This window comes from Polaromonas sp. P1_G4, assembly GCF_056405475.1.
The window spans coordinates 1-12,487 of record NZ_JBFUCA010000069.1; the positions used below are offsets into that span (position 1 = coordinate 1).

Sequence of the window (12,487 nt, forward strand, 5' to 3'; positions counted from 1 at the left end):
ATCCTGGAGGCCGGGCTGAAAGCGGCCCAGCCCAAAAAAACGCCGGCGTGGCTTTCAACCCGCACGGTCTCGCCCGCGTCACCGCCCCCCTTGGCAATGGCGCCGTCAAAAATCCAGGGATGGCGCCGCAGCAATGAGCGCTCCTTGCCGTCCCGCAGTCGAATTATTTTCATGCCGCTATTGTCGCGGCTGATAGCGTCACCCCCTCTTGGGCACGGAGTGTCCACCCTGACAAATGAGCCGGCCGACAGCGGTTTGACAGCTCGGTGTAATTTTCGTGAAAGTTTTGCGACAATCGCAGGTTAATGTTTTTGACCTCATTTTCGCGGCAATGGAAGAAACACGGGCCGCTGGCAAGCCCGGCCATGCGCACGCCCGCACCCGTCCGCACTCTGTTGCTGGGGCTGGTTATCAGCCTGTTCATGGGCTCGCTGCTGGCGCTGACCAGCCTGGATGCACGATCGCGCACCATACTGGACCTGGACACCCAGACAGAACCTGTCGCACTGCAGGACTGGGGCGACTACTGGATAGACACGACCGGCCAGTTCACCCCCGAGCAGGTTGCCGCGACCCCCGACATCCCCTGGAAGCCGACACACGGCAACGCGATCTACCCGGTGACCAGCGGCCAGGCCATGTGGGTGCGCTTTAACGTGCCACCGGCGCCCGACGCAGAGCGCTGGTACCTTGAGGTTCCCTACCCGTCCATCGACCGGGCTTCGCTGTATACCCTGGACGGTGTCGGCCGCTGGAACGAGCAGCGTGCCGGCGACCTGGTGGCGGTAGACAAATGGCCGGTGCCGCACCGCCATCCCCTGCTGCCCATCGCGCTGTCGGCCGAGGTACCCACCCATTACCTTTTGCGCCTGGAGAACGGCCATGCGTTCAGCGCGCCGCTGCAGTTCATCAGCGAGGGGCACCTGAGCCACTCAGAGCAGCGTGTTTCCCTGATCCTGGGCATCTTCTTCGGGCTGACGGGGCTGGCGGCACTGATCTCGGCGCTGGGCGCTATTTCACTGCGCGACACCGCCTACGGTTACTACGCCCTCTGCGTGACCCTGATGGGCCTGACGCAGGCGACCGTCACCGGCATCGCGGGGCTGCACCTGTGGCCGGCGTGGCCGGGGTGGAACGACATTTCGACATCCGTACTGCCCATGCTGGCGGTGTCGGCCACCCTGCTGTTCATTTCCGCGGTGGTGGCCTTGCCCGAACGCTCATTGCGCCTGCACTGGCTGACGGTGGGCCAGGCCGCGCTGGGCGTGCTGGCGGCTGTGGCGCTGGCGCTGGTTCCCTCCGCGTCGCGGATGGACCTGTTCATTCCCATCGTGCTGCTGCTGGAGTTCAGCTGCATGCTGGTCATGGGTTGGGCCTGGCGCCGTGGCGACCGGTTTGCACCATGGCTGATGCTGTCATATGTGCCGGTTCTGGCCGCCGCCGGATGGACCATGGCCCGCAATGCCGAGCTGGTGCCCATCGGCTTTCTGACGCAGCACGGCATGCAGCTGGGTGTGGCGCTGCATCTGCCCATCGCCATGCTGGTATTGATGCTGCGCAGCCAGCACCGGCGCGAAAACATCCGCCGCATCCAGGGCCTGGACCGGGTGGATCCGGCCACGGGTCTCATCAACGGCCACGTGTTTGCCGAGCGCCTGATCCGCATGATTGCGCGTTCCGAACGGCTGCGCCACCAAAGCGCGGTGATGATCATCGACCTGGTCAACTCCGAGCAGATCCAGCGCGATTTCGGGCGCAAGGCCGCCGAAGAATTGCCGCTGCATGTGGCCGAACGCCTTTTGTCCACCGCACGCGAGATCGACAGCGCAGCGCGGCTGTCGGAGCGGCGCTTCGGCATGCTGGTCGAAGGCCCCTTCAATGCCGAGGACGCCGGCACGCTCGGGCCGCGCATCGTGGCGCGCTGCCTCATGCCCTACAAAGGMCTGCACGTGGACTGCGTCGCACAGGTGCATGTCGCGTACGCCCTGGTGCCCTACCAGGGCTCGAATGCCCAGGCCCTGCTGACCCAGCTTGAAGAGCGCCTGGCAGCCGCCCCGGCCGACAGCAAGCGGGCGGTGTTCATGCTCGGGGACGTGCCGCCGGCACGGCCGGCAAGGCGCGACCGTCCCAGTCCAGCCTGAGCACCGCCTGGCACCAGTGCTGGTGCCAGGCTCAGGCTTTGTCTTTAGCGTCTTTGTCCGCCTTCGCCAGGCTTCCTGGTGATGCCGGCGCGCCCGCGCCGGCCTTTCCGGCTTTCGACAGGGCCCGCGGGTGCGCCGCGTCATACACCTTGGCCAGGTGCTGGAAATCCAGCCGGGTGTAGACCTGCGTGGTCGTGATGTTTGCATGGCCCAGTAACTCCTGGACCGCACGCAAATCACCGCTCGACTGCAGCACATGGCTGGCAAAAGAGTGACGCAGCATGTGCGGGTGCACCGGCGTTGCCAGCCCCGCCTTCAGCGAGCGCTGCTTCAGCCGCACCCGGATGTGCTGTGGCGTCAGTCGGGTGCCGCGCTGGTTGATAAAAAGCGCATGGTCTTCACGCGCCCAGCTGGCCCGGGCGGCAAGCCACTGCTGCAGTGATTGCAGCGCAGCCCGACCGACCGGCACGCTGCGCCTTTTGGACCCCTTGCCCAGCACATAAGCTTCGGCTGCATCCGTGTCGATCCAGCCGCGCGCCTGCGCACTGGCCTTCACATCCAGCCCCACCAGCTCGCCGATACGCAGCCCGCAGCCATACAGCAGTTCGGTGATGCATTGGTCGCGCAGCTCCAGCTGCGGGTCGCCATCCGAAGCGTCGGCCTGGTAGCCCGCGAGCTGCACGGCTTCGTCCACACTCAGGGCTTTGGGCAAGGGCTTGGCGGCTTTGGGCGCCCGCACGTCCTGCACGGGGTTGCCGCTGATCAGGCCTTCGCGGCCCAGCCAGGTGTAAAAGCCGCGCCAGCCTGAAAGGATGAGCGCAATGCCTCGGCCGCTGCGCCCCGCACCATGCATTTGCGCCACCCAGCGCCGCATGTGCACGTTTTGCACCGCCACCAGCGCCACCCTGGCCTGGTGTGCATTGGCTTCGAGCTTTTGCAGGTCGAGCGCGTAGAGCTCCACGGTGCGCTGGGCCAGGCGCTTTTCCACACGCACATGTTCCAGGTAACGCTCGACCAGCGGATCGGACGGCGGCAACACTGGCTGCCCGCCGCCGAATTCAGAGGTCGAAGGCGGCGTTTGCATCATGGCCGTGGTGCATGGCCCCGGTGCCTATTCGGCAGTGACCGGCTGGGGCCGCAGCCGCGTCAGCGCCGCGCCGGCCAGTTCGCCCAGGCGCTCCAGGAAATCCGTGCCCATACCGCTGTGAAAACGTTCCGGGTCGGGTGAAGCCAGCACAAGCAGGCCCGAGACCTCCGCGCCCGCTGCGGCGCGCAGCGGTATCAGCGCGATCGACAAGGCCACCGCGGGCTCGGGCAGCCAGTTGACCGCTTCGAAGCCCGAATTGACGCCGCAGTAAGGTGCGCTCAATGAAGAGGCAAAGGTTTTGGCGTCCTCGCTCACATCGGTCGCAAAACTCTCATCCGAAAAAATCCCGTTCACATCCCAGACCTTGATGGCGGCCTGTGGGATCAGGAATTCGCCGGTGATGCCTTCGACAATGGCGCCCGGCAGGTCGCGCGCCTGCGTCGCCTGCAGCAGCTTGCGTGTCCAGCGCTGCATCTTGTCGGCAATGGCCACGTTGTCCTGCCCGTGGCGGATCATGTCGACCATCCGSGTTTCSAGMCCCTTGATCTTTTCTCGCAGCATGAGCGCCTGGCGTTCCTGCAGGCTGACGGCACGGTTGCCGTGTCCGCTGGACAGTTGCACCGAAGCCAGCAGTTCGGCGTGGCGCTCGAAGAAGTCGGGCGTGTTGGCCAGGAAGTTGGCGATGTCGTCTTCGGTGATGKGGTGTTCGGTTGGATTCATCCGGGCATTGTAGGGAAATGAGCCGGAAATGGGCCCCCACGGTCGTTCACTTCGTGTAACTTCCTGCCCCCCGAGGGGGCCGCCCGCCTGCGGCCCGGCAAAGCCGAAAAATAGCACACCCCTATCGGGCTCACTGCGTGTAGCCCTTTTCCCCTTGCAGGGGACGGTGCCTGCGGCCCGGCAAAGCCGGTTCCACGGCACCCCTGGCTTGAAGAGGCCGACGGCCGTAACTAACGAGGCATTCCACCAGCGGGGGCCGAGGGTCCGGCTTTGCCGGCCCCAGGCGCCGCCCCTGGAAGGGGGTGAACTTAGATCCCGTCCGGGATTTCGATTTCGGACTTAAACACCGTCGTAGCCGGCCCGGTCATCATGACGGGTGCATCCAGCTGGCCCGGCCATTCGATGGTGAGCTGGCCGCCCCGCGTCATCACGTCCACCCGCGCATCCAGCAGGCCCCAGCGTATGCCCGCCACCACCGCCGCGCAGGCGCCCGTGCCGCAGGCCAGCGTCTCGCCCGCGCCGCGCTCAAAGACCCGCAGGCGGATCTGGCTGCGCGAAACCACCTGCATGAAGCCAGCGTTCACACGACGCGGAAAGCGCACGTGGTTTTCAATCAGCGGGCCGGTTTGCAACACCGGCGCAGCGTCCACGTCGTCCACCAGTTGCACCGCATGCGGGTTGCCCATCGACAACGCCGCTATCAAAAGAGGAGCTGCTTGCGCTGACCCATCAAGGGCCAGCGGCCATTTTTGCCATGAACCTTGGGTCACAGGCGTGAGGCCCGACGTGTCAAAAGGAATTCGCACCGGATCAAACACCGGCGCGCCCATGTCGACCGTGACACGCCCGTCAGCCTGCATGCGCGGCTCGATGATGCCGCTCAGGGTCTTGACCCTCACGACGTCCTTTGTCGTCAGCCCCTGCTCGCGCACAAAGCGCACAAAGCAGCGCGCGCCGTTGCCGCACTGCTCAACTTCGCCGCCGTCGGCGTTGTGGATCACGTACTCGAAGTCGATGCCTTCGCCAGCATCCTTGGGCGGCGGCCGCACCGAGAGAATCTGGTCGGCGCCCACGCCGAAGTGGCGATCGGCCAGGAAGCGGTATTGCGCGGTGGAGAGGCCCAGCGGGGCGCGGGTTTCGTCGAGCATGACAAAGTCATTGCCCGCGCCCTGCATTTTGGTGAATCGGATTCGCATGGGGGAATTATCTGCGGTGCGAAGGCGGCACTTAAAGAGGTGAATCGGCCATTTCGCATCCACCGGCCGTTGTTTTGAAGGAATTCGGGGCGATACGCATGGTTTGCCACGGTTTTGCAGGGCAGAAAAATACGCCAAAACCCGCCGTCAACGCCCGCGCAGCCCCGAAGCCATAATTTGCGGATGCCACGTCCTTCCCAACTGCTCCATCCTTCGCGCGAACCCGCGCCTGTACGCCCGGCGGCCACCGTGCTGTTGCTGCGCGACACCCCGCACGGTGTCGAAGTCCTGATGACGCGGCGATCCACGAGCGCCAGTTTCGCCCCGGGGGCCTATGTCTTTCCCGGCGGCGGCATCGACGCGGCGGATGCCGCGGCGCATGCACAGTCCACCCGGCGGGCCACGCAAAGCGATCTGCACCTGACCCAGGCCATCGCGGCCATCCGCGAAAGCTTTGAAGAACTCGGCGTGCTGCTGGCGCGCCACGCGGATGGCAGCCATGCGACGACGGCCGACATCGCTTCGCTGGACCGCAAGGCGCCCTTCGCCGCGCAATGCCGCGAGCGCGGCCTCACGCTGGCGGGCGACGAGGTGTTTGTGCTAGCGCACTGGGTCACCGACCGCGACCTGCCGCGCCGCTTTGATGTGCCTTTTCTTGTTGCGCGCATGCCCGAAGGGCAAAGCCCGGTGGCCGACGAGGCCGAGCAGTTTGAGCCGGTCTGGGTGCGGCCGGCCGAGGCGCTGGCGCGGCACGCGGCGGGAGGATTTTTCATCATCTTCCCCACCATACGCACACTGGAAAGGCTGCAGCACTATCCCGACGTGGCCTCGGTGCTGGCGGCCTGCGCGTCCGAAGTCCCGCTCTGGACCTCCTGCCCGCGCGCCGGGCTGCTGGCCGGCAAGGAGGCGCGCTATATGGAACACGAAGCGCCCTATGGCGAGCTGGCGCTGACCTGCCCGGACGGGCAGATCGTGCATGCGCTTGACTGGCAGACATCACAGCCCGTGGCGTTGCTTCACAACGTGATGCGCCTGACGGCGCCCAACCCCGGCGTGATGACCGGGCCGGGCACCAACAGCTACCTGGTCGGCGACCCTGGCAGCGGCTACATCGCCATCGACCCCGGTCCGGCCGATCATGAGCACCTGCAGCGTCTCTGGCGGGCGGCCGGCGGCGACATTCGCATGATTGTGTGCACCCACTCGCACCCCGACCATTCACCCGGCGCCAAACCGCTGCAGACCATGTGCAGCGTTGCGCCGCCGATTCTGGGCCTGCCCTCGGCACCCACCGCGCGCGCCGCCAGCGCCTTCTCGCCAGATCGAACGCTATCAAATCAGGAGCTGCTTGCGCTCACCAGCAAAGGGCCGGAAGGCGAAATCACCCATACCCTGAAGGTGCTGCACACGCCCGGCCATGCCGCCAACCATGTGTGCCTGGTGCTGGTGGAAGACGGCCTGCTGTTCAGCGGCGACCACATCCTCAACGGCAGCACCACGGTCATTGACCCGCCCGACGGCGACATGAGCGCCTACCTGGATTCCCTGGATGCGCTGAGCGCGGCCTGCGACGAACACCAGATCGGGTTCATTGCCCCGGCGCATGGCTACGTACTGGCGGACGCAAAGAATGCGATTGCCCGGCTCAAGGCGCATCGCCTGCAACGCGAAGCCAAGATCATGCGCGTGATGCAGGCCCACCCGGAAGGCACGATCGACGACTGGGTCGCAGGCGCGTACGACGACGTGGACCCGCGTATCTGGCCGGTGGCCAAACGCTCGCTGCTGGCGCACGTGGACCGCGTGCGTGAGCTGGGCCTTGTCCATTAACGATTTCTGCACACGCGCCAGGCATCGCTATTGATTTGCAAGCCACCACCGAGTACCCGCGCTACTGTGGCGTGAAAGTTGCTAAACCTTGCACCGTACGTAAGGGTATATACCGGCGTTAAGGCCTTGAACAGTCACCAAGGCTACTGAAAGGGGCTGTTTGACCCCAGGGCTGCGGTTTATACTTTTTGTTCGTATGCCGGAGGCCACGCCTGACCGCATGGCTTGACGGGCATCACCATCATTTCAACCTTTTTTGAGGGACTTCATGTCTTCCTACTCCATTTCAACGCGACGTTTCCTGCAAACCGCCGGCACCCTGGTCGCCGGTATCGTTCTGGCCGCCTGCAGCAAGACCGAGCCGCCGGCACCCGCAGCCAGTGCACCCGCTCCTGCCGCCTCGGCACCCGCACCTGCGGCCAAGGTGTACGTCGTCGGCACGGACGCCGCGTATGTACCTTTTGAGTCCCAGAACGACAAAGGCGAGATCGTCGGTTTCGACATCGAAGTCGTCAAGGCCGTGGCGCAGAAAGCCGGCATCGAAGTCAAGTTCCTGAATACGCCATGGGAAGGCATCTTCAACTCCCTGAACCAGGGCGACCGCGACCTGCTGGTCTCGGCCATCACGATCACGGCCGAGCGCAAGCAGACCATGGATTTTTCGTCGCCTTACTTTGACGCGCAGCAACTGATCGCCGTGAAGAAGGATTCGAAGATCGCCAAGTTCAACGACCTCAAGAAACTCAAAGTCGGCGTGCAGAACGGCACCACGGGTGACGAAGTCATCACCAAGCTGCAGGGCAAGGAAAGCGCCAACATCAAGCGCTTTGAAGCGACGCCACTGGCGCTGAAGGAACTGGAAGCCGGCGGCGTGGACGCCGTGGTCGCCGACAACGGCGTGGTGGAGCACTACGTCAACAACAACACCGGCTCGAAGTTCAAGACCATCGCCGATGCCAGCTTTGCACCCGAGCAATACGGCCTGGCCGTGAAAAAGGGCAACGCCGAGCTGCTCGCAAAACTGAACAAGGGCCTGGCCGACATCAAGGCCGACGGCACCTACGACAAGATTTTCGCTCAGTACTTCGGTAAAGCGCCAGCCGCCACCGCCGCTGCAGGCACCGCATCGGCACCAGCTGCCGCCGCCTCTCCCGCCAAATAAGACGCCGCAGGCAGGGCCGGCAAGGCCCAAAGACAAAGCCCCGTTCATTGCTGAACGGGGCTTTTTTATTAGTGTGAAGCCCGCCGATAAGCCGGATTCTGTGCACCGGGCCCCCTTGGAGAAAGCCCGGCGTGACCGCCATTAATCTGGGCCGGGGGTCGCCCCCACGGCTCAATGCTACCTACCCGCCAACTCTGCGGAACCACATCAACGTTGGCCTACTTGGTATTGCTGCGCGTAGAGATTGCCCGTTTCACCCGGCCCCAGGTTGCCCCAAGGCCGACTCGTCTCTGTTGCTCTGATCCTCACCTCACGGTGGAGAGGTGTTACCTCCTACGCTGTCCTGTGCAGTCCGGACGTTCCTCCAGTGCCTGGTTTCCCAGATTGCACCAGCGGCGGTCTGGCGTGCTTCACGAGGCCCATTATCCGCCAGGCCTTTAAAATGCGGGTTGCTTGATCAACACGAGCCCCTTTTCATGATTCGCCTGACCGAACTCAAACTTCCGCTGGACCACGCGGAAAGCGCCCTGCCCGCCATGGTGGCCCAGACACTGGGCGTTGCCGCAGCCGCCCTGCAGAACGTCCACATCCACAAACGCAGCTTTGATGCCCGCAAGGCAGACCTGCTCAAGGTCTATATCGTCGATGTCACGCTCGCCGATGCCGCCCAGGAAGGCGCGCTGCTGGCGAAATTTTCCGGCAACCCGCACATCTTTACCACGCCCGACATGGCCTACCGCACCGTGGGCCAGGCGCCAGCCGGCTTGCCGTTGCGACCGGTCGTCGTCGGCTTCGGCCCCTGCGGCATGTTCGCAGCCCTGCTGCTGGCGCAAATGGGCTTCAAGCCCATCGTGCTGGAGCGCGGCAAGACGGTGCGCCAGCGCACCCGCGACACCTGGGGCCTGTGGCGCAAGAACGTGCTCAACCCGGAATCGAACGTGCAGTTCGGCGAAGGCGGCGCCGGCACCTTTTCCGACGGCAAGCTCTACAGCCAGATCAAGGACCCGCGCCACCTGGGCCGCAAGGTGATGAACGAATTCGTGAAAGCCGGCGCGCCCGCCGACATCCTGTTCGAGGCGCATCCGCACATCGGCACCTTCAAGCTGGTGAAGGTGGTCGAGAACATGCGCGCACAGATCGTCGCGCTGGGCGGCGAGATCCGTTTTGAGCAGCGCGTGACCGACGTGCTGATCGAGGACGGCCCGCAAGGCAAACAGCTGCGCGGCCTCACGGTACTGGACCAGGCCACAGGCCAAAGCCACGAGATGCGCGCCGACCAGGTGGTGATGGCGCTGGGCCACAGCTCGCGCGACACCTTCGCCATGCTGTACGAGCGCGGCGTATACATCGAGGCCAAGCCTTTTTCCATCGGCTTTCGGGTCGAGCACCCACAGGGCATCATCGACCGCGCGCGCTGGGGCCGCCATGCCGGTCACCCCTCACTGGGCGCGGCGGAATACAAGCTGGTGCACCACGCCAGCAACGGCCGCTCGGTCTACAGTTTTTGCATGTGCCCAGGCGGCACGGTGGTGGCCGCCACCTCGGAGCCCGGCCGCGTGGTGACCAACGGCATGAGCCAGTACTCGCGCAACGAGCGCAACGCCAATGCCGGCATCGTGGTGGGCATAGACCCGCGCGACTACCCCGGCTTCGAGGCGGGCGACGCGCTGGCCGGCATCGCACTACAGCGCCAGCTCGAATCACACGCGTTTGTATTGGGCGGCAGCAACTACCAGGCGCCGGCGCAGCTGGTGKGTGACTTCGTGGCGGGCCGCCCCTCGACCGCGCTGGGCAGCATCACTCCGTCCTACAAGCCGGGCGTGACCATCGGCGACCTGTCGTCTGCCCTGCCTGCGTATGCGATCGAGGCCATGCGCGAAGCCTTTCCCGTGTTCGGCAAAAAAATCAAGGGCTTTGACACCCACGACGCGGTGCTGACCGGCGTGGAAACGCGCACTTCCTCGCCGATCCGCATCAGCCGCGGCGAAGACCTGCAAAGCGTCAACGTGCGCGGCCTCTACCCGGCCGGCGAAGGCGCCAGCTACGCCGGCGGCATTTTGTCGGCCGGCGTGGATGGCATCAAGGTTGCGGAGGCCCTGGCGCGCAGCGTGCTGCAGGATGCCGAACAACAACGGATGGCCGCGTGATGGGCCAGGACTTTCACTACTACGAGCCCTCGAAAGGCCACGGCCTGCCGCACGATCCCTTCAATGCCATGRTGGGGCCACGCCCCATTGGCTGGATTTCGTCGCAGGACGCCAGGGGCCAGCTCAACCTGGCACCCTACAGCTTTTTCAATGCCTTCAACTACACGCCGCCCATCATCGGTTTCGCCAGCATTGGCGCCAAAGACAGCCTGCACAACATCCGCGAAACCGGCGAGTTCGGCTGGAACCTGGCAACGCGGGCGCTGGCCGAGGCCATGAACCGCTCCTGCGCGATGGTGCCGCCCGAGGTCAACGAGTTCGAGCTCGCCGGCCTCACGCCCGTGGCCTCGCAACGCATTGCCGTGCCGCGCGTACAGGAAAGCCCGGTTTCTTTTGAGTGCAAGTTAACCCAAATCCTGCAGTTGCAGGGCGCCAACGGCGTGCCGGTTCCCACCTGGCTGGTCCTGGGTGAAGTCGTCGGCGTGTACATTGCAAGGCATCTGCTCAAAGACGGCATTTACGACACGGCGGCTGCCGAGCCGATTCTTCGCGGCGGTGGCCCGGCCGATTATTTCGCCGTCACCCCCGACAACCTCTTTCGCATGTTCAGGCCCCGCTGAGCTTTCTGAACACCCCGCCACACCATCTTTTCACCCCATACACATGACCGAAACCACCACACCCTCCCCACGTGCCAAACGCCCCCGGCCGGCCAACCCGCAGCAGCAACAGCAGCGCCCACGCGAAGTCCACCCCGTGCTGGAAAAGCTGTTCGAGCTCTACCCAAAAATGTTCGGCGCACAGTTCCTGCCGCTCAAGCTGGGCGCTTTCCAGGACCTGCTGGCGGAAAACCCCGAAGCGTTCAAGCGCGACGAACTGAAAGTGGCGCTGGGCCTGCATGCCCGTTCCACGCGTTACCTCGAATGCGTGGCGGCCGGCCACCCGCGCCACAACCTGCAGGGCGAGCCCGTCGAGCCGGTGGCGCCCGAGCATGTGCACCACGCGATCATGGAGGTGTTCCGGCGGCGCCAGGCGCGTTCAAAGGAAGACCTGCGTCCCAAAGTGCGTATGCGCCTCATCGAGGCCATTGAAGCATCCGGCTTGAGCCGCGAAGAGTACGCGGAATGCACCCGCACGCAGGATGAGGTGTCGAACACCTTGCAGGAGGAGGCTTTTGCGGAGATGGCCGAGCAAACCGCCAAACGCGAAGCACTGATGCGCGCCTTTGAGGCCAGTGGGAAAACGGCGGCGGAATTTGCCGAGATGTACGGTCTGGACCTGGCGGAAGTGGCACAAGCCATAGAGCGGGTACAGCGAAGCCGCCAGGCCTGAGGCTCCCACTGCAGCCTCAGTCAATCAGCAAATCAATAGAGCGAGCGGCCGAAACGCTCAAAGCGGGGTTGCCACTTCTCCAGGATGTCCGCCGACACCAGGATCCGCTCAGCACGCCCGATCAGCAGGTTACGCGGCACCAGGCCTATGTAGCGCGAATCTGCGCTGTTGTCGCGGTTATCACCCAGCATCAGGTACTGATCAGCGGGAATCGTGATCGGTCCCCAGCTGTCCTTGGCCTTCACACCGGCCAGCCACTGGATTTCATGTTGCTCCTGGGCTGTGGCTTCCTTCACGTGCGTGGCCACCAGCACGCCAACCGGCCCGGCCGGCTCCAGTACCGTGTCCAGCGCCTCATAGCGGGCTGACAGTCCGTTGATGATGAGCACCTTGTCGCGCATTTCCACGACGTCGCCCGGCACAGCCACCAGCCGCTTGATCAGACGGACACCATCCACCGGCGAGGAAAAAGTGACGACGTCGCCGCGCTGCGGATCGGTGGTGCGCGCCAGCACGGTATCGGTCAGCGGAATCTTGACGTTGTAGGCCAGGCGGTTGACGAAGACGACGTCGCCTTCAAGCAGGTTGGGCCGCATGGAGCCCGAGGGAATGGGGTTCCAGTCCGCGATTGCGGTACGGAACAGCCCGAACAACAACAGCAACACCAGAAAACTGCGGTTCTGCCTGATCCAGCTTTTCATGTTCGCGCTCCTTGAAATTTCATGAAAAAAAAAGGCGCCCTGTGCGGGGCGCCCTTTGGTGCTTAGGCCTGGCCGTTCTGCAAGGCCGCGATGCGCTCTTCAATCGGCGGGTGCGTGGCAAACAGCTTGCCGATGCTGCCGGTAATGCCCATGGCTTCCACGGCCTTGGGC

At 64.5% G+C, this 12,487-nt stretch carries 10 protein-coding genes, 1 other RNA gene and 2 pseudogenes; 6 read left to right on the forward strand and 7 right to left on the reverse strand.

Annotation, left to right across the window (positions count from 1 at the left end):
- A pseudogene (locus tag AC1D1X_RS05610) lies at nucleotides 1-173 on the reverse strand (23S rRNA (cytosine(1962)-C(5))-methyltransferase RlmI); the annotation flags it as partial.
- A 132-nt stretch (nucleotides 174-305) separates the two neighbouring features.
- Here AC1D1X_RS05610 and AC1D1X_RS05615 point away from each other — a divergent pair.
- On the forward strand, nucleotides 306-2,141 hold the full coding sequence (locus AC1D1X_RS05615; protein WP_477668412.1) for a sensor domain-containing diguanylate cyclase: 1,836 nt from the start codon (nucleotides 306-308) through the stop codon (nucleotides 2,139-2,141).
- 31 nt (nucleotides 2,142-2,172) lie between these two features.
- On the opposite strand, the gene AC1D1X_RS05620 is transcribed toward AC1D1X_RS05615, so the two are convergent.
- The 3 genes from AC1D1X_RS05620 to dapF all read right to left on the reverse strand — a co-directional run bounded on the left by AC1D1X_RS05620 (nucleotide 2,173) and on the right by dapF (nucleotide 5,144).
- Complete coding sequence (locus tag AC1D1X_RS05620; RefSeq protein WP_477668413.1) at nucleotides 2,173-3,228, reverse strand: tyrosine recombinase XerC; 1,056 nt, start codon at nucleotides 3,226-3,228, stop codon at nucleotides 2,173-2,175.
- Nucleotides 3,229-3,252: 24 nt separating this feature from the next.
- Nucleotides 3,253-3,948 carry a DUF484 family protein gene (locus AC1D1X_RS05625; RefSeq protein WP_477697950.1) on the reverse strand — a complete coding sequence of 232 codons (696 nt, stop codon included), beginning with the start codon at nucleotides 3,946-3,948 and terminating at the stop codon, nucleotides 3,253-3,255.
- 308 nt (nucleotides 3,949-4,256) lie between these two features.
- The gene (dapF, locus tag AC1D1X_RS05630; RefSeq protein ID WP_477668414.1) at nucleotides 4,257-5,144 is read right to left on the reverse strand and encodes a diaminopimelate epimerase; all 888 of its coding nucleotides are present in this window, start codon (nucleotides 5,142-5,144) and stop codon (nucleotides 4,257-4,259) included.
- Between the two features lie 183 nt (nucleotides 5,145-5,327).
- On the opposite strand from dapF, the gene AC1D1X_RS05635 reads away from it, so the two are divergent.
- Together AC1D1X_RS05635 and AC1D1X_RS05640 are read left to right on the forward strand one after the other, a co-directional pair.
- Nucleotides 5,328-6,974 carry an MBL fold metallo-hydrolase gene (locus tag AC1D1X_RS05635; RefSeq protein WP_477668415.1) on the forward strand — a complete coding sequence of 549 codons (1,647 nt, stop codon included), beginning with the start codon at nucleotides 5,328-5,330 and terminating at the stop codon, nucleotides 6,972-6,974.
- A gap of 268 nt (nucleotides 6,975-7,242) precedes the next feature.
- Complete coding sequence (locus tag AC1D1X_RS05640) at nucleotides 7,243-8,136, forward strand: basic amino acid ABC transporter substrate-binding protein (protein ID WP_477668416.1); 894 nt, start codon at nucleotides 7,243-7,245, stop codon at nucleotides 8,134-8,136.
- 71 nt (nucleotides 8,137-8,207) lie between these two features.
- On the opposite strand, the gene rnpB is transcribed toward AC1D1X_RS05640, so the two are convergent.
- An RNA gene (gene rnpB, locus AC1D1X_RS05645) (RNase P RNA component class A) lies at nucleotides 8,208-8,548 on the reverse strand.
- Between the two features lie 64 nt (nucleotides 8,549-8,612).
- On the opposite strand from rnpB, the gene AC1D1X_RS05650 reads away from it, so the two are divergent.
- The 3 genes from AC1D1X_RS05650 to AC1D1X_RS05660 are packed head-to-tail and all read left to right on the forward strand — an operon-like array spanning nucleotide 8,613 to nucleotide 11,615.
- On the forward strand, nucleotides 8,613-10,283 hold the full coding sequence (locus AC1D1X_RS05650; RefSeq protein ID WP_477697951.1) for an NAD(P)/FAD-dependent oxidoreductase: 1,671 nt from the start codon (nucleotides 8,613-8,615) through the stop codon (nucleotides 10,281-10,283).
- On the forward strand, nucleotides 10,283-10,903 hold the full coding sequence (locus tag AC1D1X_RS05655) for a flavin reductase family protein (RefSeq protein ID WP_477697952.1): 621 nt from the start codon (nucleotides 10,283-10,285) through the stop codon (nucleotides 10,901-10,903). Before AC1D1X_RS05650 ends, AC1D1X_RS05655 begins: the two co-directional genes overlap by 1 nt.
- A gap of 43 nt (nucleotides 10,904-10,946) precedes the next feature.
- The gene (locus AC1D1X_RS05660; protein ID WP_477668418.1) at nucleotides 10,947-11,615 is read left to right on the forward strand and encodes a ProQ/FINO family protein; all 669 of its coding nucleotides are present in this window, start codon (nucleotides 10,947-10,949) and stop codon (nucleotides 11,613-11,615) included.
- A 32-nt stretch (nucleotides 11,616-11,647) separates the two neighbouring features.
- Here the strand turns inward: AC1D1X_RS05660 and lepB are convergent, their stop codons facing one another.
- Nucleotides 11,648-12,316, reverse strand: a complete 669-nt coding sequence (lepB, locus tag AC1D1X_RS05665; RefSeq protein ID WP_477668419.1) for a signal peptidase I — start codon at nucleotides 12,314-12,316, stop codon at nucleotides 11,648-11,650.
- Between the two features lie 62 nt (nucleotides 12,317-12,378).
- Nucleotides 12,379-12,487 (reverse strand): annotated as a pseudogene (locus AC1D1X_RS05670) (protease HtpX); the annotation flags it as partial.

What these genes read in the sequence shown, in the direction of transcription:
- AC1D1X_RS05640 (WP_477668416.1), top strand. Translation starts at nt 7,243, where the DNA reads ATGTCTTCCTACTCCATTTCAACGCGACGTTTCCTGCAAACCGCCGGC.
- AC1D1X_RS05635 (WP_477668415.1), top strand. Translation starts at nt 5,328, where the DNA reads ATGCCACGTCCTTCCCAACTGCTCCATCCTTCGCGCGAACCCGCGCCT.
- lepB (WP_477668419.1), bottom strand. Translation starts at nt 12,316, where the DNA reads ATGAAAAGCTGGATCAGGCAGAACCGCAGTTTTCTGGTGTTGCTGTTG.
- dapF (WP_477668414.1), bottom strand. Translation starts at nt 5,144, where the DNA reads ATGCGAATCCGATTCACCAAAATGCAGGGCGCGGGCAATGACTTTGTC.
- AC1D1X_RS05660 (WP_477668418.1), top strand. Translation starts at nt 10,947, where the DNA reads ATGACCGAAACCACCACACCCTCCCCACGTGCCAAACGCCCCCGGCCG.
- AC1D1X_RS05620 (WP_477668413.1), bottom strand. Translation starts at nt 3,228, where the DNA reads ATGATGCAAACGCCGCCTTCGACCTCTGAATTCGGCGGCGGGCAGCCA.